Raw genomic sequence first — 26704 nt, 5'->3', positions numbered from 1 at the left:
TCCCAGGAGGAAACAGATGATTTAGTAGATAAATTACAAGATGATGATTAAAATTTTGCGAAGAGGTTTTAACCTCTTCTATTTCTTTTTTTAATTTTACTTACTTTACTAAAACATTCTGTTTAAGAGGTGGTTTGATGAATAATGTTTTAATTGCTTTTTTATTAACTTTATTTGCTGGCTTAGCAACTGGAGTAGGTAGTGCCTTAGCTTTTTTCACTGATAGAACAGATACCTCTTTTTTAGCTACTTCTTTAGGATTTTCAGCTGGAGTAATGGTTTATGTTTCTTTCGTAGAAATCATAGTTAAAGCTAGAAAATCCTTAACTGCTGCTTTAGGTAGTCAAGTAGGAGAATGGGTTACTGTAGGGTCTTTCTTTTTAGGTATTTTAATCATTGCCTTAATTGATAAAGTGGTTCCCGAAGTTCAAAACCCACATGAACCTAGAGAAGAAGAGGATATTGCTAATTTGAAGCAAACTACAAAAAGTAAAGAGGAATCTCAATTAATGAGGATGGGAGCTTTTTCAGCTTTAGCTATAGCTATTCATAATTTTCCGGAAGGACTAGCTACTTTTGCATCTGCTTTATCTGATCCTAAATTAGGGCTTTCTATAGCTATTGCAATAGCTATTCACAATATCCCAGAAGGCATCTCTGTTTCCGTACCAATTTACCATGCTACTGGTAATAAAAAGAAGGCCTTTTTATACTCCTTTCTATCTGGCTTAGCAGAACCGACCGGAGCGCTATTAGGCTTTTTTGTCTTTAGAACTTTCTTTAATGATTTAACATTTGGGATTTTATTTGGTAGTGTAGCAGGAATTATGGTCTTCATTTCTATTGATGAATTATTGCCTACTTCTAGAAAATACGGGCAAGGTCATCAAGTGATTTATGGCTTTATAGCGGGTATGGCTCTAATGGCTTTAAGTCTATTATTATTTTAACTAATCATCATCTACTATATCAATTGTCTTGCTTTCGTCTTCATCTGGGGCAAAGAATTTAACTCTACTACCAGTAGTGATTAATTTTTTTAAGCTATCTTTGGTTATTCGTTTAATTAATGGTCTAGTGAAGGGTAGGATGCAGGCAAATCCTGCTAAATCAGTTATTAGACCAGGAGTAATCAACATTACTCCTCCAATTAAAACTAATAAACCATTAACTAAATCATCAGCGGGCATACTACCTTGAGAAAGGGAGTAATTAATCTGTCTAATAACAGTAGCTCCTTGGTGCTTAGCTAAACCAGCTCCAATAATTCCTGTGATAGCTACTAATCCCACAGCCATTAAACTACCTAAGTAGTAACTGATTTTGATTAATAAAAATAATTCTAATAAAGGAATAATAGTAAATAACAAGACTAATTTAAACATTTTATTACCTCCTGATAGTGGTAAATGATATTCAGTAATTTATTTTATTCAGTTAGCGGGCCAACTGTTATTGGTAATTTAAACCAAAATAGGTAAATAGGAGAGATTATGTTACAGAATAATTCTTGGTTATTAGTAGGAAGTTTAATAGCTATACTGGTAACTATTATATTTATAAGTGGTATCCTACAAGATATTGAGTTAGTTACTTATGATTATAGATTATTAATCAAAAGTCTGTTTACTGTTAACAAACAAAGTGATATAGTGATTGTTAAAATAGATCAAAAGTCTCTAACTGAGTTAGGGGCTTGGCCGTGGTCTAGAGAGTATCATGCTCAGTTAATCAAAAAATTAAATCAAGCTGGAGCTGAGGTAATAGGTTTTGATGTTTTATTTGATCTAGCTACTACTCCACAAGCAGATAATAGATTAGCTAATGAGCTTAGTCGGTGGGATAATATATTATTACCTTCTACTGTAGAGTTAAAGATGATTAAAAGTTGGCAAGAGAAAAAGATTAAAGTTAATCAGGTAAATCCTCCGTTAGATAAATTCAATCAACAAGCACTTAAAGGAGGATATCTTAATTTAGTGCCTGACCAAGACGGGAAAATCAGAAGGGTTACTTTGTTAGAAGAAGAAGGATTAACTCCTTTTGCTCTTAAGTTGGCCCGGAGATATAGCCAACAGGAGAAGAAGATTATAAACAAAGAAGGATTAATTAACTTTCATTATCAATCTAATTACTTTACCAAAATTTCTTATAGTGAAGTTTTAACTGCTGATTTTCCAGAGGGATTTTTTCAAGATAAATTAGTTCTTATTGGAGCTACAGATAGTAGCCTTCAGGATTATTTAATGACTCCTTTGGCTATGGTAAAAGGATATTTACCAGGAGTTAGAATTCAAGCTGAAATTATAGATAGTTATCTACAAGATTCTTTTTTATATAACTTAAATAATCTTAAAACAATAGGGCTTATCTTGTTATATAGTTTAGGGTTAGCTTATATTTATCACAGGATAGCTTTGGGACCAGGATTAATAGTAACTGGCTTACAGTTGAGTGTAATGATAGCTATTAACCTCTGGTTATTAGTTGCATTTAATTTAGTTATTCCTATAATTCCTATTATCTTAATTACCATCTTAAACTTAATCAGTAGCAATTTAATTTCTTATTGGGAAATAGCAGATAAGAAAAAAAGATTAAAGACAGTTTTTAGCCGTTATCTAGCCCCTAGAGTAGTTGAAGAAGTAATAGACTTGGCAGATGAAGATTATCTCCAGGGCCAACGTAGAGAGATTAGTGTTTTATTTATTGATCTAGTAGGGTTTACTACTTTTTCTGAAGATCAGGAAGCTAGAGAAGTAGTTAATCTGCTTAATCAATATTTCAGTTTGGTTACCGAAGAAACGTTTCAGCTAGCAGGTACTTTAGATAAATTTTTAGGGGATGGAGCAATGATCTTTTTTGGTGCTCCAGTTAAACAGACAGATCACGCTCAAAAAGCTGTTCACTTAGCATTAGAATTAAGAACAAAGATTAATCAGGATTCTGACATACCACTAGCTATAACAGTAGGAATTAATACTGGCAGAGCAATAGTAGGTAATATTGGTTCTATCAAACGAAGTGATTATACTGCTATTGGTGATGTAGTTAATACTGCTGCTAGAATTGAGACAGAGGCTCAATCAAATGAGATATTAATTGGAGAAAAAACAGCTCAGCAAATTAATGATGAATTTTTAGTGAAACTTAAGCAGGTAGTACAACTGCCTGGGCAAGAAAAGAAAACTAAACTATATTGTATTCAGGAGGAATAAAGGATGATTCGTAATAAACTAGTAGTGATTTTTATTCTACTTACAATACTTACTTTACCTATTAAGCAGACCACAGCTGCTGAAGGGATTAAATTGACTAAAATAAAGGGGGATGTCTATTATAAATCCCAAGGATGGTGGATTTTTACTGGAAAATGGCAAGAGTTAACAGATGAAGTTAGATTAAAAGCTGGAGATAAAATCAAAACTAAACAAGATAGTAAGGCACAGGTTACTTTTTCTAAACAATCTCGAATTTTAATTAAATCTAACTCCAAATTACAGATTACCAAGAATCAAGCTGGGAATGTAGATTTAAAACGGCTAAAATTAAATTTAGGAGAGGTTATAGTTAAATTCATTGATCAATTAGGAGGTCAATTAGAGATAGAAACTCCTTCAGCAGTAGCAGGAGTTAAAGGAACTACCTTTAAGGTAGTAGTTAATGAACAGCAAGAAACTAGAGTAGCAGTTAATGAAGGAAAAGTGGCAGTTACAAATGAAATAGGTACTGTAACAGTCACTAAAGGTAAAGAAGCTGAGGTAACAGATGAAAAATCTCAGCCAATAATCAAAGATAATCCTGGGCAGAAAAAAGGACAGAAAAAACAGGATAAAAAATGGATTAAACAGACAAAAGAGTGGTCCCAAAAGGTTAAAGAAAAAGTAAAGAAAAAGGAAAAATCTAATAATAAAAATAAAGGGAATTCTCAATCAAGTAAAAAGAAAAACAATCCTGGCAAAGATAAATCTAAAGAAAAAGGAGCTTCAAATAACAAACAAAAAGACAAAAACAAAAGTGAAAGTGAATCTAATAATAATAATCAAGGAAAAAGTCCAGGGAGATAAAATATTATTTTTAGGAGGTATAAAATGGTGATTTCTTTTTTAGAGAGAATACCTCTTTTTCAGGATTTAACTAAACAGGAGTTACTGAAGATAGAAAAAATAATTGATCAAGCAACTTATCAAAAGAAAGAATTTATTTTTTTAGAAGAAGAAGTTGGAGATGCTTTTTATATTATCTTAAGTGGTCTAGTAAAGGTCTTTAAGACTGATAGCAATGGTCGCGAAAGAACTCTTAGTCTATTAGATAACAAAGATTTTTTTGGAGAAATGGCTCTTTTAGATGATAACTTACGGTCAGCATCTGTTAAAGCAATTAAAGAAAGTAAAGTGTTAGTTATAGAAAAAAGCAAATTTAGAAGATTAGTAGCTGACTATCCTGATATTTCGTTGAAGATTATAGCAATTTTATCGCAAAGATTACGCAAAGCTAATAATCAGATTAAAGACTTAACTTTTAAAGATGTTCGGCAGCGTCTACGAGCTAAATTACAAGAATTAGCCTGTAATCATGGAGTAACTAGAGAAGAAGGAACTTTGATTACTGAAAAAATCACTCACCAAGAATTAGCTGATCTAGTAGGAACTACTAGAGCTACTGTGACTAAAATATTAAATGAGATGGTAGCTGAGGATAAACTATTAATTAAGGATAGATACTTAATCTTTAAAGATAATTTCTAATCAGGAAGTATTAAAAATAGAGATTACAGTAAGGTTTAGATTGTACTTGGGAGATTAAAGAAGATGTTAAAAAACATTATAAGTTAGGATAGTGTAATAAAAAAGCCACCTTTAAAGGTGGCTTTTTGAATTGAAGTGTAAATATAATTGTTATTGTTTTTGTAATTGTAATGGATTATCGATTAATTGTTCATTTGTTTCTTCTGCAGTTACATCAATTGTGATTTCTTCTGTTCCACCAGGTTGTTTTTTAGTAGGTAATTTATATTCAGTTCCATCTTCAGCTTTAACGTAAGCATTAATAGTGTAAGTTCCTTTTTCTAAACCTCTAAGTTTGAAGGATCCAGCAGGTCTAGTTTTATCTTCAGTAGTTTCTTCAGTAGTTGCTACAGTAGATTTAACTACATCTTTATTCTGTATAGCTTCTACTACTACGTCGTTTTCAGTAATAGCTTCTGTAGCTCCATCAGTATCGGCTAATACTCTTCCTTCTATATCTCCAGAAATTACTTTATTAATAACATCAATAGCTGTTGGTTTTAACTTAATGGGGCTTTTCCCAGCCTGATTTAAAAGCTTACTAACATCATTGTCTAAAACTAGACGGGAGGTTATCCCTTCTTTAATAGTAAAACCATCAAAACCAGAATCCTTATTAATTTTTAGACCACTTTGAACCCCACTAGGAATAAAAATATTTTCTTTTTGAGTATTACCATCAGAATCCTCATAAACAACATAAGATTTCCCTAAAGTATTAGGATTAGTTGTATCTTGGTCTTTAGCTGCTACATAGAGTCTAATTTGATCGTAAGTACCATTTGGTAACATTTTTCTTCCTAATAGTTCTTTATCAAATCTGAAATTTAGCAAATCTATTTCAAGTTCTCCATTTTCTTTATCTTCAAAGTTATTAATTGTTTCCCAACCAGTCTCTGCATTATGAACTTCAACTTTATCCAAAGTTACATATACATGATCTGCATTATTAACTGGAGCATCAGACATTGAAAGAATTAGTTCTCCACTATCACCACTTAAACTATCATCTCCTGTAAGCCCACTACAACCAACTACCAATAAACTCAATGATAACACTAATATTAAAGGCATAATCTTCTTCATCTTCATCATTAATTCCCCCTTTGATTATTCATTTCACTTTCATTATAACAGTCGGGGGCCGAAAATAATGTTGGCTAGCACACTATATATTAAATATGTTAGTTATCTTTTATCAAAACGTCCTTCTCTAATAAATTCACGAATTGTTTTTTCAGTAACATCAGTGTTACGACTAATTTCTACCACGGAAACCCCAGGATTATCCCATAAATAATCTCGAACCTTTCTAAATTCATCTCTCTGTTGTTGATAACATGTAGGACATAATTTTTTATCTTTATTAATTTGATTAGTAAAAATTTGTCCGCATTGGGAACACTTTTGTAAAGCCATATTTTACCTCCTATAAACAAACTTTTATTATATATTATCTTATAATTACTAATTAATTTATGTAATATAGAACACTTGATTAGTAATTATACATTATATCAGTGATATGTTACTAATTAAAGCTATATTTAGTTAACTAGTAAATGACTTATAAAAATTGCAATACTAATTAAGATAAGATACAATGAAGCTGGTTAGTATATTAGAAAGGGGCTTGATTTAATTGAATAATAAATTAGAATTAATGTCTCCAGTTGGAGACCAGGATAGTCTTTATGCTGCAGTACAAAATGGTTGTGATGCTATTTATTTAGGAGGTAAGTTATTTAATGCTCGTAATCGAGCTGAAAATTTTAGTCTCTCAGAACTTAAGTCAGCTATTGATTATGCCCATATTCGAGGAGTCAAAGTCTATATAACAGTTAATACCTTATATAAAGATCAAGAAATAGAAGAGGTATTAGATTTTATTGCTGAAATATATCAAGCAGGAACCGATGGAGTAATTGTTCAAGATTTAGGAGCTGCGCGATTGATTCACAAAGCATTTCCTGACCTTGAGTTACATGCTAGTACCCAACTTACAGTACATAACTTAGCTGGGGCCAACTATCTAGAGACTTTAGGCTTTTCTCGAGTGGTATTAGCTAGAGAACTATCACTTCCGGAGATAAAAGAAATTAAGCAAAAGACTGATTTGGAAGTAGAAACTTTTATTCACGGGGCATTATGTATCTGTTATTCAGGGCAATGTTTAATGAGTAGTTTAATAGGAGGGCGGAGTGGTAATCGCGGGCGGTGTGCTCAACCATGTCGCCTACCTTATAGTGTAGTAGACTTAGAGACAGAAGAAGTACTTAAGCAAGAGTTGGCCCAGAAGCATCTTTTGAGTCCTAAGGATATCAATACTTTAGAGCTCCTTCCGGAACTAATTGAAGCAGGAATTACTGCTTTTAAGATAGAAGGACGAGTTAAAAGAGCTGAGTATACTGCTTTAGCCACTAGAGTGTATCGTAAATATATTGATCAGTATTTTGAAGCTAAAGACGATTATGAAGTTAAAGAACAAGACCAAGAGAAGTTGGCCCAGTTATTTAATCGTGGTGGTTTTATACCAGGTTATTACCAAGGAAAAGAAGGATTAGACTTAATCAGTCATGAACGGCCCAATAATTGGGGCGTAAAAATAGGAGAAGTAGTTGCTTATGATTCTGAAAATAGAAGTTGTCGGATTGCTTTAACTAAAGAATTAAATCAAGGAGACGGAATTGAAATCTGGACTGACCAAGGACCAAATCCTAATTTAATAGTAGGAACTGATATTGAAAGAATAGAAGATAATATAGTAGAGATTGTAGTCAGAAAGAAAGTTACTCCAGGGGATGCAGTCTATAAAACAGCTGATAAGAAGTTATTAGAGCAACTTAGTAACAGTTTTCAACAGCCTAATACTTTAAGGCAAATAACAGTTTATGGAGAGTTAACTGCTCACATAGGTAAACAGTTAGAATTCAAATTATGGGATGAGGCTGGATTCTCTATTTCAGCTAGTGTAGATTTTATCCCTGAAGTAGCTAAGAATCAACCTTTAACTACTAAAGATATAAGAGAACAGTTGAGTAGATTGGGTAATACACCTTATCAATTAGAAAACTTAGATTTAGAAACTGATGAGAATTTATTTATTCCTGTTTCTAAATTAAATCAATTACGTAGAAATGCTGTAGAGAAATTAAATCAGAAAAGGAAAAATCAATTTGTAACCGATCAAGATAATAAATTATCAGCTGATTTATTTACTTTAGAACAAGCTAGCCAACCAAAAGAAAAAGGATTAACTGTTTATCTCCAACAAGCAGATTATATTACAGAGGTAATTGAGTTAGGAGTGGATAGATTATACTGTGCTAGTCAAAGTATTAATCTAGAGGAGTTAGATGATTTAGTTGCACAAGCTAAAGCTTATGAGACTGAGTTGTTCGTTAGATTGCCTAGAATAGCTAGAGAAGAGGAGATGACAGCAGTTAAAGAAAGAATAAATAAATTAGAAGAGACTAAGATTGATGGCTATTTAGTACCACAATTAGGTATAGTCAACTTATTGAAGAAAACTGATAAAAAATTAGTTGCTGATTTTCCGCTTAATAATTTCAATAGTTATACTACACAGCTATGGCAAGAAGAAGGATACGATAGTGTTGTTTTATCACCGGAGTTGACTTTAGAAGAGATCAAAGAGTTAGCTAGCTATAATAAGATAGATAAGGAGATTATTGTTTATGGTCATCTACCGATGATGATCAGTGAGCATTGTCCAGTAGGTTATGTAGCAAATGACGGGGCAGTTGGCCCGTGTCAAGAGGATTGTTTAGCTAACAGTTACGGGTTATTAGACCGTAAGAAAATGATAGCTCCAATTAAGACTAATCCAGATACCTGTAGAAGTATTATTTATAATAGTCAACCAGTTTATCTACTTAAACACTGGACTAAACTTAAAGAATCTAATTGTCAAAATTATCGGTTGGATTTTACAATTGAAGATAAAGAAGAGGTGCTAGAGATTATTAAGGCCTACCAGACGAAACTGGATAATCCCCAAGTGAACACAGATAAGATAAATAAACTAAATCACAAGATGCAACAAAAAGGTTATACTACAGGACATTTCTTTAGAGGAGTAAAATAATTTATATATCAATATTTGCCTTATTAATATTAGCTTTAATAAGTTGATTTAATTTCTTTAATTCTTCTAATTGGTCTAGAGAAGAAACTGATTTTCTATCTGCAAATTTAGATTCATATTTTGTGAGTTGGTTAATTAATTGTTTATGTTTATTATGTGGTATATTTATACTGTCACTTATTTGTTTTATTTTATCTTCATTATGGAGATATCTGGATAAAATTAGATTCATTAATTGATTTTTAGAAATATATTCCCTATCATTAAAAATGATAGGGAAATAATAATCCCTTAGATTTTTAGTTAATAAATTTGATATAGTACCTGGTAGTGAAATTTTTATATTTAGGAAGTTATTTATTTCTTTGTATTTAACTAATTTCTTTAAATTAAATACTGAACTATGCTGAATATTTAATGGTAAGTTTTTATGATAGTCTTTAATGAATTCTGTTTCATGGCGAGTAAAAAAGTCTAACATTAATTGTGATATAAGATGATCAGTAGTAATATGAGAAGCTTGAGCAAAATTTTGTAATAAGTTATAAATTGATTGATCAATTTTATATTTTTCAGATTTAGTGTCCGAAATAAGATTATTAATGGTAAATAGTTTTGCATACTTTTTAAATGATTTAGTTTGGATAGTTGAGTTTTTAAATAATTTCTTATTAAAATGATCTTGGATAATTTTTCTGATATAGTCTCTTAGTGATATTCTTATTAAATAACAAGATGCAATTAGCTTATGAACTAAACTTTTGTTAAGTGATATAGATACCATAATATAGTTTTTATCTAATGACGTATGTAACTTATTGATATTATTAAGAGGCGTAATAGTAAAAGAAGATTTTTTATCAATGTTCTTAATATGATTTGTAATTATTTCTTCTATATAATCCTCATAACTTATGTTAGATAAAAAATTAGTACATAATTTTATTTTAGTAAAAGTTGTTTTTAAAAGCGGAATATTTGATATAAACTTTTTCAGGGTCATGACTGATCCCTTTTTTGTATACATTATTGTATATTTTTCTATTGGATTTTTCTATAAATTCTGTAATGGTTCTGAGACTACTAAAAGATAATCTAGGATATTGAGATCCATCGAGAGAAATCAACTGATTTTTATGAGATTTATTTTTGATTGGTTGGTATTTATTAATTTGATATTTTTCGTATGCATTTAATTTATTTTCATTTTTAACTTCAGCAAAATCAAAATAAAAAATGTTATTTTTATCTCGAAGATGTTGTTTTAGTCTTGTAGCTATATCAATGGATTGTCCAATGTAGATTATTTCTTGAGTTGTATCATAAAGTCGGTAAATCCCTTGTACTTGTTCATTATTCATGATTTTATAAGCTTGTGCTTCAGTTTGATTGAGCATTATATCACCTTTTTATCTTTTATATAGTTAGTTTTTACTTAAATCACTATATTTATTCGTTAAATATGAATTTAACGAATGTTTATAAGCGATATATAATCAAAGGAGGGGTTAAAATGAATGAAATTAAATATAACAGAGCAATTAAAAGCTTTGCAAAATACCTAATAGCAGAACGAGGTTATTCAGAACTAACAATAAAACATTACAAACATGATTTATCAGTATTCGGAAGATATCTAAGTGAAGAATTCGATTGTGATCTAGAAAAATTAGCTATTAAAGATATTACCACATTCCAAATAACTGAATTTTTAAGTGATATCATCTTAATTAATGATAATTCTCCAGCTGCTAGAAATCGAAAATTATATAGTATTCGCTCCTTTTTTAAGTATTTTAAAAAAAGAAAAATAATTTCAGAAAATCCTACCGATCAAATTGATCTAACTAAAACTGATACTGAATCTGAACCAATATACTTAAATGGAACAGAAATTAAAGATTATATTCAAGCTATAAAAAAATATAACTCCCCTAATAAAAATAGAGACCTAGCAATTGTGAAAACATTTCTCTATGGTGGACTCCGGATTTCAGAATTAGTTAAACTAAATTTAGATAGTATAGACCAAGAAGATAAGTCAATTAAATTTTATGGTAAAGGTAACAAAGAACGGTATGTACCTTTACACCAAGAAGTGATCACAGCAATTGAAAATTATTTACCTGATAGAAATGAAATCACTCCAAATAATCAAGATGCTCAACAGGCTTTATTTCTCTCCAATCAAGGAAATAGAATTTCTCCACGTACTATCCAAAAAATGGTCAAAAAGTATGCTAAACAAGCTAATATAAAAAATGCAGATAAAATAACTCCGCATAAATTACGACATACTTTTGCTTCTAATCTATACAAAGAAACTAAAGACTTACGTGTGTTACAAAGACTTTTAGGCCATAGCGATATATCTACTACTCAAATTTATACTCATACAGATAAAGAACAACGCAAAGAAGCTGTAGATCAACTCCCTGAATTCTAATGTATACTTTAAAAGGAAAAGATAAACAATAACTATGAATCTAGTTACTTGGAGGTGACAGAGATGAGTGAAATAGCTTGTAATGTTAAGAACTGTCATTATTGGGGCCAAGGTAACGTCTGTCAAGCAGATAAAATTCAAGTTAGTAATATTGACTATAGTACTGATATGGAAGCTGGTAGTTTTAATCAACCTGCCCCTTCCTCTAATTCTCACGAGACACAATGTGTTAGTTTTAAACCTAAGAAGTAGTTTCAAAAATAAAGACGGAGCCTAATAGGCTCCGTCTTTATTTTCTTCATCAACCACAAGTAATTTATATACTTGTTTTAATTCTTCTTCTTCAAAATCAGTTATCTGTCCTTTATCTTTTTTCTCTTTTAAATTCTTTGCTATTCTGATTAAATTTCTAACTTCTTCTTCTGTCACTGATCCCTCCCTCCTCCTTATTCTTTACTTACCAATAATATATTTGCTATCAATTAAATTTGTGATTTTTCAAAAAATAAAACAGCCACCTAATCAAAGATGGCTGTTACTATTAAAATAAGTCTTTTAATTGGTTTGTAAACTTATCTAATTTAACCTTCTGATGTAACATTTCCTTCTTTACTTCTTGCATTGCCTCATTGACATCTTCTTTGAGTTGTTGTAGTTCCTTACTATCTATAGAATCTTGAGCTGAAATTTTAACTCCTGTAGTAAAGTTATTAACTGCTTCTTTAAATAATTGCCCTGCTTTATCTGTTTTTTCTTTTTCTAACATCTCTCCTGTCTCTAATAGCCTTTCGTATGCATAAATGAATTTCAACTTAGCTTTATCCTGTCCTTTACTAAATAATAACTTAACCTTCTCCCCTGTTTTATCCAAAAAATAAAAAGGAGAATCAGCTGAGATCTTATTTTCTGTTGTTAACGAATTATCAGCAGCTAAAACTGTAGAGACATTTAAAATAAGAATCAACAATAAACAAAATATAATTTTTTTCACTTGGATGTGCCCTCCCTCCTAAAGCTTGCTACTTACTTATTAAAGAAAATTCTTTTATTTCCTGCTTAAATTATTAATTTAACTATTAAGCAAATTATATATATATTATAGAGAAGGCTATTTAGGGAGTGAGGCAAATCAAAAAACAATCACTAATTAAAGGCGCTTTTATTCTTATGCTAGCTGGACTCTTTAATAGAGTTTTAGGGTTTACATTACGTATTATTCTAGTTAGGATTATTGGTGATGAAGGATTAGGATTATTTCAGAGAGTATTTCCTATTTTTATGACTACTTCTATCTTCATCACGCTAGGATTACCTATAGCAGTTTCTAAATTTGTCTCGCGAGAGATTAGTAAAAATCATTATCATACTGCACTAAGGATCCTTAAAGTTTCTTTATTAATTGTTCTCGTAACTAGTTCTATAACCACTTTTATATTCACTAAACAAGCTGATTGGATAGCAGTTGATATCCTGGATGATCCGCGTACCTATTATATTCTATTAGCTATAGCCCCTGCTCTGTTCTTTACTAGTTTAGCTTCTATACTCCGAGGATTCTTCCAAGGATTAAGGATTATGACTCCTACTGCTTGTTCACAAATGATAGAACAGATCACTAGATTAATAGTTACTCTCTTGTTGGTGATCAAAGTAATAAATAGTTCACTAAAATTCCAGACTATGGGGGCTGCTTTAGGAATTAGCTTTGGAGAAGCAGTCGGTTTTTTTACTTTAGTAGCTATCTTTATCTACCATCTACCTGAATTAAGAAGTTATTCGCAAACTAATTCTCCTAAATCAAATCTTAATTTGGCCCAAGAATTAATTAAATTCGGGGTTCCTATTACTTTAGGTAGAATTATAGCCTCTTTAATGTATAGTGTAGAAGCAATCACGATTCCTAGCAACTTAGAAAAAGCAGGCTATAGTATGGCTGCTGCCACTTCTTTCTATGGCCAATTATCAGGTATGGTTCAGCAGCTAATTTATCTACCTACAATCATGACGGTAGCTCTTAATTCTAATCTAGTACCTGCTATATCAGAATCAATAGCTCAAAATAACCAATCTACAGCTCGCAAAAGGGCCAACGAAGCCATCCGTTTGACCTTTTATCTAGGATTACTAGCTGCTATTATACTCTATTTAGTCCCAGAAGAAATTTGTAATTTGATTTTTGGCTATCCTCAGGCAGGAGATACTTTACAAGTATTAGCCACCTGTGCTATCTTTTTATATTTATCTCAGATCTTTGCTGGAATTCTACAGGGGTTAGGAAAACCTAACTTAGTAGTTAGAAACTCAATTATAGGTCTTATTATTGAGGTTGGAATTATCTATAGTATCCTTTACCTGCCTTCAGATTGGTTATTTATAGTTATTAGTTTAGCTATTGGGGTTAGATATTTAATTATTGCTCTGTTGAATTGGTTTTCTATTAATCATCAAATTGATTTAAAGGTTCCTATAGTTCATACCTTTATTAAACCATTATTAGCTGGTAGTTTAGTCTGTCTAAGTCTACCACAGATTTATAAAGTCACTTACTATATGTCTCATAGTAATTTAATTAGCTTACTGAGTTCTATTTTTATCAGTAGCCTTCTTTATCTAGTTTTTTTGATAATGACTAACGGTATTACTCCAGAAGATATTGAACGTTTAAAACCTTAATCCAATTCTTCCATCGTAAATCCAGTATAACCATAAAAAATAGAAATTAATGGAGTCAACAAACATAAGAAAGCATAAGGCGCGTACTCCAAAGGAGAAACCCCTAAAGTGCTAAAGATAAAAGAACCACTTAATCCCCAAGGAATTAAAGCATTAAACAAAGTTCCTGAATCCTCTAAGCTTCGGGAAAGATTTTTCGGATGTAAATTTAATTCTCGATAAGATTGAGCATACATTCTACCAGGTAACATAATAGATAAATATTGATCAGCCAATAAAATATTAACTCCTAGACAAGTAAAGACTGTAGTAACTACTAAGCCACCTCGATTAGTTGTTAGTCGAGATAAACGGTCTAAGATCACTTCTAAGAAACCTACTTTTTCTAATAAACCACCTAAACTCAAAGCAATAATTACCAAGGATACTGACCAGAGCATATCCTGGAGACCGCCTCTAGTTAATAATTGATCTACCATCTCAATTCCGGTATCACTTTGATAACCATAATGCATTGTACTAAGCACTTGTTGTAGAGTAGCTTCTTGGAATAGAAAACCAAATAAGCCTCCTAATAGTGCACTAAGTAATAAGGTAGGTAAAGCAGGTTTCTTTTTAAGGGCCAACATAATCACTATTACAGGTGGTAAGAGTAATATTGGCCCTAGATAAAACTCCTGTTGGAGATTAGTCAAGATTAAATTTATCTTGTCCTGGTTTAATTGTTGGCCACTATACTGTAACCCAATTATAATATACAAGCCTAAAGAAATAAGCAGACTAGGTGTTACAGTAAAAAACATATGTTTAATATGCTCAAATAACTTACTGCCAGCTACTGCTGGAGCTAGATTAGTAGTATCAGATAATGGAGACATCTTATCTCCAAAAAAGGCTCCTGATACAATTGCTCCAGTAGCTATAGGTAATGGGATTTCTAAACCTTCTGCAATCCCAATCAAAGCTACCCCAATAGTCCCTACTGTAGTCCAGGAACTACCAGTAGCTAAAGAAACAATAGCACAGACTAATACTGTAACCACTAAAAAACTTTGCGGTGTTAATAATTGCAGTCCATAGTAAATCATTGTCTGGACTGAACCACTTAGAATCCAAGTTCCGATTACTGTTCCAATTACCATTAAAATTAAAATTGAACTTAATCCTATATTTATTCCTTCCAGTATAAAATCTTCAATTTCCGACCAAGAATAATCCAATTTAAAAACAGCAAATAAAGCTACTAAGCTACTACTTAACAATAAAGGAATGTGTGGAGCTACATCTAATTGTAAAATCCCATAACTTAAGATTGATATACTAACTCCTACTATCATTAAAGCAGATATAATTGATGGATTCTTTTTAGTCATCTAATCACCTCATAAATAATTAAAGATTATAAACCTGCTATCTGGTTTATTTCTTGAGCTGTATATCCTAGTTCTTCTAAATTAGATCTTAAATCAACTAAATCTTGTCTATAAGACTTTAATATCTTACAATCACCTTCAATCTCATAATTACCTAGACTAGCTGGAATCAAGACTGTCTCTCCTGCAGTTAAACTTATATTACCATCTTGATATACTATATTGCTTTCTCCTTCTAAGCCCATTAAAACATAAAATCTATCTCCTTGAGCACTAGTTTGATAACTATCATCAATATCTAATGTCTCGGTAATAAAATAAGGACAAGCTACTAACATCTCCCTAGTAACTCCTGCTTCTTCTATCTCTAAGCCTTCTACTTTACTAGGTGGCGTATTCCCAAATTCAATCACATCCAAAGCAGAATCAATATGTAATTCTCGCGATGTTCCATCCTGTCCTACTCTATCCCAATCATAAACTCGATAAGTAGTATCCGAATTCTGTTGGATTTCAGCTAGTAAAATCCCTTCTTCTATAGCATGAACTGTCCCAGTAGGAATAAATAAAACATCACCAGCTTCCACTTCAACTTCTACCAAATCCCCTTCTAATTCTCCAGCTTCAATATCAGCAGCAAATTTCTCTCTAGTAACTGTAGGTTGGATACCATAAACTAACTTAGCACCCTCTTCAGCAGTAAGTACATACCACATTTCTGTCTTCCCTAATTCTCCTTCTTCTTGCCTAGCTGCATATTCATTATCGGGGTGAACTTGAACTGATAATTTATCATTAGCATCCAGTAACTTGATTAACAAAGGAAACTTTTGATAATCTTCTGCTTGTGCTTCCTCTCCTAAGATTTTAACCCCTGCTTGTTCAATAACCTCCATTAATTCTTGGCCAGCAAACTCTCCATTAGTTATTTGGCTACTACCATTCTTATGAGCAGCAACTTCCCAACTTTCTCCGATTGAATCACTAGATAAATCTCTACCAAACTCAGTAGCTAAAGCACTACCACCCCAGATTTTTTCTTTATAAACTGGTTCAAATTTTAAGGGATACATCCTATCATCCTTTCTAGCTAAATATTATAATTCCTCTTTATACATCTTTAAATATAACCTGTGATTTATCCTGCTTAGCTCTATTATTTAAAACAAAGAAACTACAATACTGATAATAAATATAGGCAGACTAATAATTAACAAATTTAATCCTTGTTGCGATTTATCCCTTTCTTCCTTAGTCTTATTTTGTCCAAATTTAAATAAAACTTTATCTTTACAATAAAGAAAAATTCCAGCAGTAAATAATAATAAGAACTCTATAAATAAAGTATCACTAAGTTGGAAACTAGTTATAGGATTGGATTGGAGAAAAGATACTACTATAACTACTAATATACTTATTATAGCAATGATACTCCCCGTTAACAATAATTTATATTCAGACCTCATTTGTTAATATTTAACTCCCTTCTAAACTATAAAAGCCCCCAGATGGGGGCTTAAATTACTTAACTTGAGTAAAAGCTTGTTCTAAATCAGCAATAATATCTGCTGGATCTTCAATCCCTACAGAAACCCGAATTAAATCTTCAGTAATTCCCGCATCTTGTTGTTCTTCTGCAGATAATTGTTCATGGGTAGTAGAAGCAGGGTGGATAATTAAACTTCTTGTATCTCCTATGTTAGCTAATAAGGAACAAAGTTGAACATTATTAACTAAATCTTTACCAGCTGCAAAGCCACCTTGGATACCAAAACAGACCATTCCTCCAAAATTTCGTTGTTGTTTAGCAGCTAACTGATGTTGGGGATGACTCTCTAACCCGGGATATCTAACCCATTTAACTTGCGGATGATCTTCTAACCAACTAGCTACTTTCAAAGCATTTTGAGAATGTTTTTCCATTCTTAAAGATAGTGTTTCTAACCCTTGGATAAATAACCAAGCATTAAAAGGACTCATAGCTGGTCCAGTATCCCGATATCCTTCTGTTCTAGCTTTAGCAATAAAGTCTTGTGGGCCAACTATCACTCCCCCAATAGAACTTCCGTGGCCTCCAATATACTTAGTAGTAGAATGAATTACAATATCAGCACCTAATTTAAGTGGTTGGCAAAGATAAGGTGTATTAAAGGTATTATCAACTACTAACTTTAAATTATGTTCATGGGCTAACTCAGCTACAGCTGCAATATCAACTACATCTAAGGTAGGATTACCTGGAGATTCTAAGTATAAGAACTTAGTATCTTCAGTAATTGCTTGTTCCCAATTTTTAATCTCATGAGGGTCAACAAAGTTGGTTTCAATTCCATACTTAGGTAAAGTTTCGGAGAATAAATGATATGTACCGCCGTAAATATATTTAGAAGCTACAATCTCTCCAGGTCCATCAGACAAAGTTAAAGCTGTTAAATCAATAGCAGCCATACCTGATGATGTAGCTAATCCCGCTTCTGCTCCTTCTAAGTTAGCTAATCTTTCTTCTAACACAGCATTAGTAGGATTTCCAATCCTAGAATAGATATTCCCCTCTTCTTCTAAGGCAAATAAACTGGCAGCATGATCTGCATCATCAAATTCATAGGAAGTTGTCTGATAGATAGGAACTGCTCTTGAATTATTACTATCTTCCTGGGGGTCATAACCTCCGTGTAACGCCTTAGTCTCAAAACTATACTCTTCTTCGCGACTACTCATTGGTAATACCTCCCTTGATTATAAAATAAAAAATCCTCTTCTTATAAGAAGAGGTTAATTACTCTTCTTATCTTTCAATACACTTAGGTATTGCAAGAATTGGCACCTTCCCTATTGGGGGTTGCCGGGCATCTTTGGGCCAGTCCCTCCACCACTCTTGATAAGAGTCAAATATTTGATTTTAAATAATAGTAACATACTTTAATAAAACTGTCAACCCTACTTAATCATCTCTATAGCATTGACATTAACAATTATATAGTCTTCTGTATCATCTTTAATAATTACAATTTCTTGTTCATTATCAGCGGACCCTTCGATAATTTCCCCTGTTATCACTTGCCCTCCCATAGTATAGATAGTCACCTCCACTCCTAACAAATGATTTTTAATAAAACTAACATTCATAATCTATTTCCTCCTTTTCTTATTAAGATATTATGATACTTATCAAAAAATATAATCTATTATTAACATTTTTTTCTATACACCATATTATATAGTGACTCATCGGAAAAAAGACCATTTAACAAAAAGATAAATCCCAGTTCACTCCTGAATTGCATAATATATATTAGTAATTTAACAGGAGGGATAGAATGGATTTTGTAGATGTAAAAAGTTTATTACAAAGCAAACAGTTTGAAGACAATCAAACAACTATAGTAGGACCTATGGAAATCATTTACCCTTCTTCTAAAGAAACAAATCAAAATTTACTAAACGAAGATGAGTCAACAAAACGTGCAGAGTCAGCACTAAAAACAAGTAAAAACCAAGGAGGAGAAAGAATGGCTGAAGAAGATTTAGAGATTCAACAAGTAAATGGTGGTTGTACTGAAGGTACTCCTGATCCAGACTTAGACGAATGTGAAGACTGTGAAGAGATTCCTTTTTGTTGCACCTTAGTTATTCCGGAAGGTTTTGAGATCCCTGACGATGACGAAGAAGACTATATCGAGGAAAACTTTGATCTAGCTGCTTATTTTGTAGACGGCTGTTTTGATTGTCTAGAAATCCCTTGTGCCTTAGAAACTGAAACTTGTGGAGAAATTGCAGTAACTCAACTAGCAATCAAAGGCTGTATTAAAACAATAGGAAGTTTATGTGTAGTTAGTGAATCTGCTCCAGAAGCAGGTTCTCAAGCAGCTGTCTGTTCTGAAGACTTAATCTGTGTTGATCCTGAAGACTTTGATTTGGAAGAAGATGACTTTGTACCTGTTTGTGTAGGTTGCGGTGCTAGTTGTCCTGGCGAAGATGGTACCCTTCGAGTTATTGGGGCTAATGTAGATGATGTCGATGAACTAGATAATGATGACAATGATGATCTTTGTGGCGAGCAAGTTTGGCAAATTGAAGGAACTCTTGAATTTGCTTGTGCACCTGTAAATGACTAATTAGTAGTGTGGGGCAACCCACACTTTTTCTTTCATTTTATTAAAAGGAGGAGGAAATATGAGTCAAAATAGAAGTTGTCCCGAAGGCAACTTAGATCCAGATTTAGACGAATGTGAAGACTGTGAAGAGATTCCTTTTTGTTGCACCTTAGTTATCCCCGAAGGTTTTGAGATACCTGACGATGATGAAGAAGACTATATCGCGGAAAACTTTGATCTAGCTGCTTATTTTGTAGACGGCTGTTTTGATTGTCTAGAAATCTCTTGTGCCTTAGAAACTGAAACTTGTGGAGAAATTGCAGTAACTCAACTAGCAATCAGAGGCTGTATTAAGACCATAGTAAGTTTATGTGTAGTTAGTGAATCTGCTCCAGAAGCAGGTTCTCAAGCAGCTGTCTGCTCTGAAGACTTAATCTGTGTTGATCCTGAAGACTTTGATTTAGAGGAAGATGACTTTGTACCTGTTTGTATAGGTTGTGGTGCTAGTTGTCTTGGCGAAGATGGTACCCTTCGAGTTATTGGGGCTAATGTAGATGAGGTCGATGAACTAGATGATGATGACAATGATGAACTTTGTGGCGAACAAGTTTGGCAAATTGAAGGAACTCTTGAATTTGCTTGCGGTATTGTAGATGATGAAGATAACGGTGACAATGGTGATAATGGTGATGACGAGGAAGTTTGTGAATGTCAAGTAACTACCCCCGGCGGTACTGATACAGAATGTACAATTGATACTCCTGAAGATGTAGAATCAACAGACTGTACTTTAAATATTCAAGTCTGTACGGGATGTAATGTTAACGGTAGTTCAATTGATTATACAAACACTTTTATAGATGATGAAGATAATGAATTTACTGTTTCACTTGCCTACAGTGAAACTGGTGAAGCCCCATCAAATATAGGAGAACTTTGTTCAGTCAGATGTTTTGCCAATGATACCGAAGCAGAAATTAGAGGTTTAGGAAGATGGGTAGAAAATGGTGAAGAACAACTATGTAATTTCCTGATAGAATTAACTGAGACTCCTATTGACCAAAATGATACAGGAACTATAACTATCTTTTGTCCTGGAGATGAAGAAAATCCTTGTCCTGATGAATTTCTTGGCGAGATAGTACACCAAACAGATATAACTTTTCCTGGACTTCAATCAGTTAATATTACTTCTCAACCTTGTGAAGCTCAAAATCAATAGTTTATAGTTACCTAGGGAAGATACTTCCCTAGGTTTTTACTTCTCTTTAAATTTAATTAATTTCTATAATTTCTACTTCTTTAATAGCCTCTTTTATCAACTCATCTACCTCTAAATCTTCTTCCCCTGCTCTAACCTGCTCTAAAGTAGGATGAGTTTCTGGAGTTTTAGGTACAAAAACAGTACAACAATCCTCATAAGGTTGAATCGAAATCTCATAAGTACCAATCTGTTTAGCCCGCTCTTCTATTTCTATCTTATCTAAACCAATTAATGGTCTATAGATAGGCATTTCTGGCATAACATTAGTAACATACATTGAATCTAAAGTTTGACTAGCTACTTGGCCCATACTCTCTCCGGTAACTAAAGCTTTACCGCCCTGTTGTTTAGTAAGCTGTTCTGCAATCTCTATCATCTTCCGTCTCATAATTACTGTTGTTAAATCTTCAGGGCAATGTTCATTAATTTCTTTTTGGATTTCTGTAAAGTGGACTACATGTAGATCAATTTCTCCTTGGTATTCAGCTAATACTTTAGTTAAATCAATCACTTTCTCTTTGGCCCGATCACTAGTGAACGGGAAGCTATGAAAATAAATTGGAGTAATCTCCACTCCACGCTTCATAGCCATCCAGCCAGCTACTGGACTATCAATTCCTCCGGATAACATGACTCCTGCCTTTCCTGTAGTACCTACTGGTAATCCTCTCATTCCTGTTATATCTTGGGTATAAATATATGCTCCTTCATATCTAACTTCCACGTTGACTTCAATATCTGGATTATCTAAATCAACTTGCAAGTTACTAAATTCATCTAAAATATAGGCTCCTAACTCTCGATTTAGCTCCATGCTATCCAAAGCAAATCCTTTATTGCTACGACTAGCACTAACTCCAAAGGTAACAGTTCCTTCTTGAGCTGGTAATACTTCCTCAACTGCTGTAATACAAGCTTCCTTAATTTGGTCTAAATCTAAATCCACTTCTAATGTAGGGCAGATTCCTACTATACCAGCTACCTTTTGTAATTTAGAAACTACTGTAGACTCCTCTAATGCCGTCTCTACAAAAATCCGCCCTGATGTTTTATAGATCTCAACTGTTTTTTCTGGGCCAACTCCTGCTAAAGCCTGTCTGATATTACTAACTAATTTATCTTCAAACATATGGCGGTTATGGCCTTTAGTTCCTATTTCTCCGTATCTGATTAAATATAATTTTTGCATGCTAATCACTCCTATTAATTATAATTTAGAGTTGACAATTGAGAATTGACAGTTTAAAAAATTTATCTCAATTATCAATTATTATTGTTATATATATTTTCGCAACATCTCTACTTTTTCCTTAACTTTATCTACTGTATAGTCTATTTCTTGCTGGGTAGTCTCCCAACTTAAGCTAAATCTAATAGCTCCAGTAATTAAATCTTGCTGCCTGCTAATTGCTTCTAAGACATGTGAACTAGCTTCCCGAGAAGAACAAGCTGCTCCAGTAGACAGATAAATCCCTTCTTCTTCTAAGCTATGAACTAAAACCTCTCCTCGTAAACCAGCAAAAGAAATATTAGCAATCTGAGGTGCTCCTGCCTTTACTGAAGGACCATTTAAGTAAGTATCATCTATTTCAGTCAAGATTCTATTAACTAGATATTCTTTTAGCTGGTACATAGTTTTAACCTCTTCTTGGTCAGGTACTAGACTAATTGCTTTACCAAAACCAGCAATCCCTGGTACATTTTCAGTTCCTGGTCTTAATCCTTCTTCCTGAGAACTACCTTCTAGTAGTGATTCTAATCGGGTATTAGCACTTACATATAAAGCACCAACTCCCATTGGCCCGTGAATCTTATGGGCACTCATAGAATAGAGGTTGATTCCTAATTGAGCCGGTTTTATATTTATCTTCCCTAAAGCTTGAATACCATCTACATGCCAATAAAGATTATCATACTGCTTGAGTAATTGACTTATCTTTTTTAAAGGTTGAATACTACCTAATTCATTATTAACAGCCATTGTACTAACTAAAATAGTTTCCTCATTTAAAACCTTCTCTAGTTGGTCTAAGTTTATTATCCCTTGCTGGTCAACTTCTATATATTTTACATCCCATCCTTTTTCAGCTAATTTTTCAAATACTCGTAGTACAGAAGGATGTTCTATAGAGGTAGTAATTAGTCTCTTACCATGTCGCTGTAATACATTTAGTGCTCCTTTAATAGCTAAATTATTAGCTTCTGTCCCTCCAGAAGTAAAAAAAAGTTCTTTACTTTGGACACTTAAATTATTAGCTATTTTTCGGCGAGCTTTTTTAATCAACTTTTCTGCTACTAGTCCTTTATTATGTAAAGAAGAAGGATTTCCATACTTCTCAGTAAAGACTTCATTTATTGTAGTAACCACTTCTGGCGCTACCTTAGTTGTTGCCGCATTATCTAGATAGATTTCTTTCATTGTTAAACCTCCAGTCTGTTCAGTTAATTAAACCTAGAAAATGTTGATATAAAGCCCCCCCATTACTCACCTTCTGTTAGCTTACTTTTCACTGAATTGAGTTTTTGCTCTATACTAGCCTCTTTATCCCGGCGGTCATCAATCTTAACATTAGTTGTTACTCTTTGGGCCCCATTAACAAATGGTACTTCATGTATTTTTCTAATAGCTACTAAAATATCATCTAATTCGCCTTCGATAATTGTCCCCATTGGAGTTAATTGATACTTGATATTCTCCTCTGCAGCCAATACATCTTGACAATCAGCTACATAATCACTCAAACCTGTATCTTCAGTCCCTACAGGTACGACAGTCACTTCTGCAATAGCCATCTTTATCACTCCCTGTTTATAATTTACAGTTTACAATTAACAATGTACAGTTAAAATCAAAACCGTACACTGTCAATTATCAATTAAATGTTACTAGCCCCTCTAACTGCGATACATCATAGCCATCTAAAATTTGACTAAGCTGATCTAAATCTTCAATCTTACTTTTCATAAATAATTTAGTTGCTCTATTCTTGCCAATGCCTGGTAAGGCTTCTAATTGGGTAATACCAGCCTGATTAATATTAAAGGGATACGGAATTCCAGTTATAGACCGATAACCGTGATCTATAATCTTAACATCTAATTTTTCTTTTAATTCAAATTGGCCCGGAATCCCAACTAAAATTGGATAAGTGCCTAATTGTCTACCAAAAGAAGTTTTTCCTCTCACTTCTTCAATGATCACATCTCTTAATAAAGTACCTACTGGGAAAACCATCTTTAACATTGGATGGTTAATTTTTTGATTAACTTTCTTTTTGTATTCTTTAAAGTCATATTTATCATAATCTGCAGTTTCATAATCTCCTACGGGATTAACTTGACGGATGTTAATTCTACGTAATAATAAATCAGATTCTAAAACTCTTTGTAAAAACTTAAAGTTAAGTTCCATTGTTTCAGGGCGTTCACCTTGTAAACCATGTAACAAATTAATCCCCGGTAATAGCTTAGGAACCCCCTGTTCTCTAAAACCAGCTAGTTGATTAACCTTCTTTATTGCAGTAAAAGTTTTATCTACAGTTGTACCAATTTGATTAGCTTCAAGAACTTGTGGATCTGCTGATTCTAATCCAAAAGCTGCTGTATCGCCAGCTGTATTATAGGTAGCAATAGTCTCTAACATCTTAGTACTCCGCTCAGGAAAGTCTGCAATAGTAGCCGGATTAATATTATCCATATGTAAGGTCTTGAGCTTAGGTGCTACTTCTCTAATACCACTATATAATTCTTCTATAGCTGTTGGATTAGGGATCAATTTCTTCCCTTCTCTTTTACTTTGAAAGAGTAATAAATTTGTTTGACTACCTAATCTAAAATGCCTATTACCTAATTGATACAAAGCTTTTACTTCTTTAATAATACCTTCTATACTTCGATGATAAGTTACTTCTTTAAATCCTTCACTACAAAAGGAACAATTACTATTTCTAGGGCAACCACGAAAAGTTTCTAGTTCACAGACTAATTCAGGAAAGTTAGGGTGTAGTTTAGTTACTGGGGCACCTAATTGAGCCCAGTTATCAACTACTTGGCTTACACTCTTCTCGGCTAAAGGATTAGTGGAAGTTAACTTCTTATAAGCCATTAATCCTGGTAATTCAGAAGCTAAGTGATCAATATAATCCACTTCTAATTGGCAATTTACAATGGGCCCACTTAAAATAGTTTCTGTTTCGGGAAGATTTTGGGCTATTTGCTCTATTTCAGTAACTGAAATAGGCTTCCCACCTAAATATTTCCCAGGAACAGTTGTTCCAGCAATGATAATAGTTAAATCTGTTTCCTTTAACTCCTCTACTTTTTCTTCCTCTTCTCTAAATTGATCTATTGTTAAATACTCAATCTCTTTTTGATTTACTCCTGCTGCTTGTAAAGCACCATAAGTATATCTTACATGTGGTGCAATATAAGGAGGCACTCCTAAACAGGAGGGTTCGTCTAAATAACCATCTAAAATAGTAACTTTTTTAGCCATATTTTATGTCCCTCACTTGCATAAATAGTAGTGTTACAATAGTTTATTATACCAATTTAGTCTTAAAAATAAAAGTAAAGCTTGATAAACATTTCAGCTATACTTCTAATTTTAGTACATTCCCCTCAATAAGTTGAAAAAATTGGGCAAAGGATGGATATTCTTTAAAGTAGAATAAGTGGCTTTGACACTTACAATCACTAGCTCCAAATCCAGATAGAGGAATAAATACAGCAGGTAATGATTCTAAAACGTTGGCCCACCTATGTTCATAGCGGTCCTGACTATATGTATACCAAATTTCTAATAATTCTGTAGCTTCTCGTAAATAATCAATATGCCAATGTGATTTCTTATCTTTTTGAGCATGACGGTTGACTCTAGATTGAACACCTCCAGGGCCTAAAGCGCTACCAACATAAACATAATATCCTTGTTCCAGATCTAAAGGGCCAAAACTACCAACTTGAATCTTTTTTTCTCTTGTTGCCTTTAAAAGTAGTATATAAGTTCCTGGCTGAGATGATATAGTCTCTTCAATCTGATTTGTAGTCATTTTTACCTCCTTAGCAAAATACCTCGTGTAATAATCTAACTTTTTTACCTATATATTATAATAACGGATTAATGAGGAGGAATTCCAATGGCAATTAAAGATTTAGTATCTAATTTAAGTGACCAGAAATTAATTAAAGATTATCAAGTTAAAGCAAAACAAAATAATGAATGGCTAACAATCAAATGTAAACTTAAGAATAAAGGGAGTATGATAATTAGTAAACTAGATGGAACAGAAACAAAAGAAGACTTTCAAAACCAATTTAAAGAGTATCTTTCTGCAAGCGAAATTAGAATTATAGCCTATTATACTTCTGAACCTAACAAAATAGTAGATTGGGTGGAAAATAGGAAATATGATAAGCAAAGTCTTTTAATAGTCTGTTTAAATGAGGCAAAAGAAAGAAAGTTTCTAACCAAGCTACAAGAAATCATCAACCAATAGTAATTTGGGGTTAATTATTAACTATAATTTATTTTTGGTTTTCTTGATCAACTGCAGAGTTATCATCTATACTTTCACTTAATTGAATATTCAAAGCATTAACTGAAATATTTATTTCAATTGCCGATAGAAGTAAAGATAACATCAATGAACCAAGTCCAAAGGCAAAGAAAACTTCGCCTGCTATTTTATTATTAAAGAACAAAAAGAACATAGACAAAACACAAAAAAATAAAGCTAAAATAGCTAAAAATTGCATATTTCTAATGATTTTAACCCTCTTTTTTAAATTCATTAACTGAGAGGCTATAATATCATCTTTGGTTCCTTTCTTCTTAGCTTCATCATGCAAATTCCGAATCAAATTAGCTAAAACTACAAATCTATTTGTATAAGCTAACAGCAATAAAGAAATAGTAGAAAAAATAAGAGCAGGAGTAGTTAAAGTAAATTCCATGTTT

29 protein-coding genes and 1 riboswitch are annotated in these 26704 nt (G+C 32.6%); of the genes, 11 read left to right on the top strand and 18 right to left on the bottom strand.

Annotated elements, in window-relative coordinates:
• Nucleotides 1–137: 137 nt before the first annotated feature.
• Nucleotides 138–950 (top strand): zinc transporter ZupT, encoded by an 813-nt coding sequence (gene zupT / locus ACYQ3D_RS08905; RefSeq protein WP_459837926.1) that lies wholly within the window; start codon nt 138–140, stop codon nt 948–950.
• On the opposite strand, the gene ACYQ3D_RS08900 is transcribed toward zupT, so the two are convergent.
• Complete coding sequence (locus tag ACYQ3D_RS08900) at nt 951–1385, bottom strand: FxsA family protein (protein WP_459837925.1); 435 nt, start codon at nt 1383–1385, stop codon at nt 951–953. It lies immediately after the preceding gene.
• Nucleotides 1386–1493: 108 nt separating this feature from the next.
• Between ACYQ3D_RS08900 and ACYQ3D_RS08895 the strand changes: the two genes are divergently transcribed.
• From ACYQ3D_RS08895 to ACYQ3D_RS08885, 3 genes are read left to right on the top strand one after another with little or no spacing between them, the layout of a single operon-like run.
• Entirely contained in the window at nt 1494–3218 is a 1725-nt protein-coding gene (locus ACYQ3D_RS08895) for a CHASE2 domain-containing protein (protein ID WP_459837923.1), read from the top strand.
• 3 nt (nt 3219–3221) lie between these two features.
• Nucleotides 3222–4067 (top strand): FecR family protein, encoded by an 846-nt coding sequence (locus ACYQ3D_RS08890; protein ID WP_459837921.1) that lies wholly within the window; start codon nt 3222–3224, stop codon nt 4065–4067.
• Between the two features lie 24 nt (nt 4068–4091).
• On the top strand, nt 4092–4748 hold the full coding sequence (locus tag ACYQ3D_RS08885; RefSeq protein WP_459837919.1) for a Crp/Fnr family transcriptional regulator: 657 nt from the start codon (nt 4092–4094) through the stop codon (nt 4746–4748).
• Nucleotides 4749–4898: 150 nt separating this feature from the next.
• Here the strand turns inward: ACYQ3D_RS08885 and ACYQ3D_RS08880 are convergent, their stop codons facing one another.
• Both ACYQ3D_RS08880 and ACYQ3D_RS08875 read right to left on the bottom strand, forming a co-directional pair.
• Complete coding sequence (locus ACYQ3D_RS08880) at nt 4899–5879, bottom strand: DUF4382 domain-containing protein (RefSeq protein WP_459837918.1); 981 nt, start codon at nt 5877–5879, stop codon at nt 4899–4901.
• Between the two features lie 96 nt (nt 5880–5975).
• Complete coding sequence (locus ACYQ3D_RS08875; protein ID WP_459837916.1) at nt 5976–6206, bottom strand: hypothetical protein; 231 nt, start codon at nt 6204–6206, stop codon at nt 5976–5978.
• Nucleotides 6207–6429: 223 nt separating this feature from the next.
• Between ACYQ3D_RS08875 and ACYQ3D_RS08870 the strand changes: the two genes are divergently transcribed.
• Nucleotides 6430–8895 carry a U32 family peptidase gene (locus ACYQ3D_RS08870; protein WP_459837914.1) on the top strand — a complete coding sequence of 822 codons (2466 nt, stop codon included), beginning with the start codon at nt 6430–6432 and terminating at the stop codon, nt 8893–8895.
• A 1-nt stretch (nt 8896) separates the two neighbouring features.
• Here the strand turns inward: ACYQ3D_RS08870 and ACYQ3D_RS08865 are convergent, their stop codons facing one another.
• Both ACYQ3D_RS08865 and ACYQ3D_RS08860 read right to left on the bottom strand, forming a co-directional pair.
• Nucleotides 8897–9898: a hypothetical protein gene (locus tag ACYQ3D_RS08865; protein ID WP_459837912.1), complete on the bottom strand. Its 1002-nt coding sequence runs from the start codon at nt 9896–9898 to the stop codon at nt 8897–8899.
• Complete coding sequence (locus ACYQ3D_RS08860; protein ID WP_459837910.1) at nt 9843–10292, bottom strand: GIY-YIG nuclease family protein; 450 nt, start codon at nt 10290–10292, stop codon at nt 9843–9845. The genes ACYQ3D_RS08865 and ACYQ3D_RS08860 overlap by 56 nt, the downstream gene beginning before the upstream one ends.
• 116 nt (nt 10293–10408) lie before the next feature.
• On the opposite strand from ACYQ3D_RS08860, the gene ACYQ3D_RS08855 reads away from it, so the two are divergent.
• Nucleotides 10409–11341: a tyrosine-type recombinase/integrase gene (locus ACYQ3D_RS08855; RefSeq protein WP_459837909.1), complete on the top strand. Its 933-nt coding sequence runs from the start codon at nt 10409–10411 to the stop codon at nt 11339–11341.
• Between the two features lie 63 nt (nt 11342–11404).
• Nucleotides 11405–11593 (top strand): DUF1540 domain-containing protein, encoded by a 189-nt coding sequence (locus ACYQ3D_RS08850; protein ID WP_459837908.1) that lies wholly within the window; start codon nt 11405–11407, stop codon nt 11591–11593.
• Nucleotides 11594–11614: 21 nt separating this feature from the next.
• On the opposite strand, the gene ACYQ3D_RS08845 is transcribed toward ACYQ3D_RS08850, so the two are convergent.
• Both ACYQ3D_RS08845 and ACYQ3D_RS08840 read right to left on the bottom strand, forming a co-directional pair.
• The gene (locus ACYQ3D_RS08845; RefSeq protein ID WP_459837907.1) at nt 11615–11770 is read right to left on the bottom strand and encodes a hypothetical protein; all 156 of its coding nucleotides are present in this window, start codon (nt 11768–11770) and stop codon (nt 11615–11617) included.
• A 112-nt stretch (nt 11771–11882) separates the two neighbouring features.
• Complete coding sequence (locus ACYQ3D_RS08840; protein ID WP_459837905.1) at nt 11883–12332, bottom strand: DUF5667 domain-containing protein; 450 nt, start codon at nt 12330–12332, stop codon at nt 11883–11885.
• Between the two features lie 128 nt (nt 12333–12460).
• Between ACYQ3D_RS08840 and ACYQ3D_RS08835 the strand changes: the two genes are divergently transcribed.
• Nucleotides 12461–14014 (top strand): putative polysaccharide biosynthesis protein, encoded by a 1554-nt coding sequence (locus tag ACYQ3D_RS08835; protein ID WP_459837904.1) that lies wholly within the window; start codon nt 12461–12463, stop codon nt 14012–14014.
• Here ACYQ3D_RS08835 and nhaC read toward each other — a convergent pair.
• The 5 genes from nhaC to ACYQ3D_RS08810 form a co-directional block, all read right to left on the bottom strand.
• Nucleotides 14011–15387, bottom strand: coding sequence for a Na+/H+ antiporter NhaC (gene nhaC, locus ACYQ3D_RS08830; RefSeq protein WP_459837902.1), 1377 nt, complete (start codon nt 15385–15387; stop codon nt 14011–14013). The genes ACYQ3D_RS08835 and nhaC overlap by 4 nt on opposite strands.
• A gap of 26 nt (nt 15388–15413) precedes the next feature.
• A complete protein-coding gene (locus ACYQ3D_RS08825) occupies nt 15414–16460 on the bottom strand; it encodes a type I phosphomannose isomerase catalytic subunit (protein ID WP_459837901.1) in 1047 nt (348 codons plus the stop codon).
• An 87-nt stretch (nt 16461–16547) separates the two neighbouring features.
• On the bottom strand, nt 16548–16853 hold the full coding sequence (locus ACYQ3D_RS08820) for a hypothetical protein (protein ID WP_459837900.1): 306 nt from the start codon (nt 16851–16853) through the stop codon (nt 16548–16550).
• Between the two features lie 55 nt (nt 16854–16908).
• Nucleotides 16909–18105 carry an O-acetylhomoserine aminocarboxypropyltransferase/cysteine synthase family protein gene (locus ACYQ3D_RS08815; protein ID WP_459837899.1) on the bottom strand — a complete coding sequence of 399 codons (1197 nt, stop codon included), beginning with the start codon at nt 18103–18105 and terminating at the stop codon, nt 16909–16911.
• Nucleotides 18106–18169: 64 nt separating this feature from the next.
• A riboswitch (SAM riboswitch) is annotated at nt 18170–18272 on the bottom strand.
• Nucleotides 18273–18324: 52 nt separating this feature from the next.
• Nucleotides 18325–18513, bottom strand: a complete 189-nt coding sequence (locus tag ACYQ3D_RS08810; RefSeq protein ID WP_459837898.1) for a DUF6897 domain-containing protein — start codon at nt 18511–18513, stop codon at nt 18325–18327.
• A gap of 191 nt (nt 18514–18704) precedes the next feature.
• Here ACYQ3D_RS08810 and ACYQ3D_RS08805 point away from each other — a divergent pair, with 191 nt between their 5' ends.
• Both ACYQ3D_RS08805 and ACYQ3D_RS08800 read left to right on the top strand, forming a co-directional pair.
• Entirely contained in the window at nt 18705–19502 is a 798-nt protein-coding gene (locus tag ACYQ3D_RS08805) for a hypothetical protein (RefSeq protein WP_459837897.1), read from the top strand.
• A 58-nt stretch (nt 19503–19560) separates the two neighbouring features.
• The gene (locus ACYQ3D_RS08800; protein WP_459837894.1) at nt 19561–20703 is read left to right on the top strand and encodes a hypothetical protein; all 1143 of its coding nucleotides are present in this window, start codon (nt 19561–19563) and stop codon (nt 20701–20703) included.
• Between the two features lie 52 nt (nt 20704–20755).
• Here the strand turns inward: ACYQ3D_RS08800 and thiI are convergent, their stop codons facing one another.
• From thiI to ACYQ3D_RS08775, 5 genes are all read right to left on the bottom strand, one after another.
• Entirely contained in the window at nt 20756–21934 is a 1179-nt protein-coding gene (gene thiI / locus ACYQ3D_RS08795; protein ID WP_459837892.1) for a tRNA uracil 4-sulfurtransferase ThiI, read from the bottom strand.
• 87 nt (nt 21935–22021) lie between these two features.
• Nucleotides 22022–23164: a cysteine desulfurase family protein gene (locus ACYQ3D_RS08790; RefSeq protein WP_459837890.1), complete on the bottom strand. Its 1143-nt coding sequence runs from the start codon at nt 23162–23164 to the stop codon at nt 22022–22024.
• A 62-nt stretch (nt 23165–23226) separates the two neighbouring features.
• Nucleotides 23227–23538: an MTH1187 family thiamine-binding protein gene (locus ACYQ3D_RS08785; RefSeq protein ID WP_459837887.1), complete on the bottom strand. Its 312-nt coding sequence runs from the start codon at nt 23536–23538 to the stop codon at nt 23227–23229.
• A gap of 79 nt (nt 23539–23617) precedes the next feature.
• Complete coding sequence (locus ACYQ3D_RS08780) at nt 23618–25240, bottom strand: radical SAM protein (RefSeq protein ID WP_459837886.1); 1623 nt, start codon at nt 25238–25240, stop codon at nt 23618–23620.
• A gap of 97 nt (nt 25241–25337) precedes the next feature.
• Nucleotides 25338–25796: a GIY-YIG nuclease family protein gene (locus ACYQ3D_RS08775; RefSeq protein WP_459837884.1), complete on the bottom strand. Its 459-nt coding sequence runs from the start codon at nt 25794–25796 to the stop codon at nt 25338–25340.
• Nucleotides 25797–25883: 87 nt separating this feature from the next.
• On the opposite strand from ACYQ3D_RS08775, the gene ACYQ3D_RS08770 reads away from it, so the two are divergent.
• A complete protein-coding gene (locus ACYQ3D_RS08770) occupies nt 25884–26243 on the top strand; it encodes a hypothetical protein (protein ID WP_459837883.1) in 360 nt (119 codons plus the stop codon).
• Nucleotides 26244–26271: 28 nt separating this feature from the next.
• Here ACYQ3D_RS08770 and ACYQ3D_RS08765 read toward each other — a convergent pair whose 3' ends face one another.
• Nucleotides 26272–26700 (bottom strand): DUF2721 domain-containing protein, encoded by a 429-nt coding sequence (locus ACYQ3D_RS08765; protein ID WP_459837881.1) that lies wholly within the window; start codon nt 26698–26700, stop codon nt 26272–26274.
• Nucleotides 26701–26704 lie beyond the last annotated feature (4 nt).

It is taken from the genome of Halanaerobaculum tunisiense (assembly GCF_054657635.1).
Note: the sequence above shows the minus strand (reverse complement) of the source record. Positions and strands in the feature narration are given on the sequence as shown.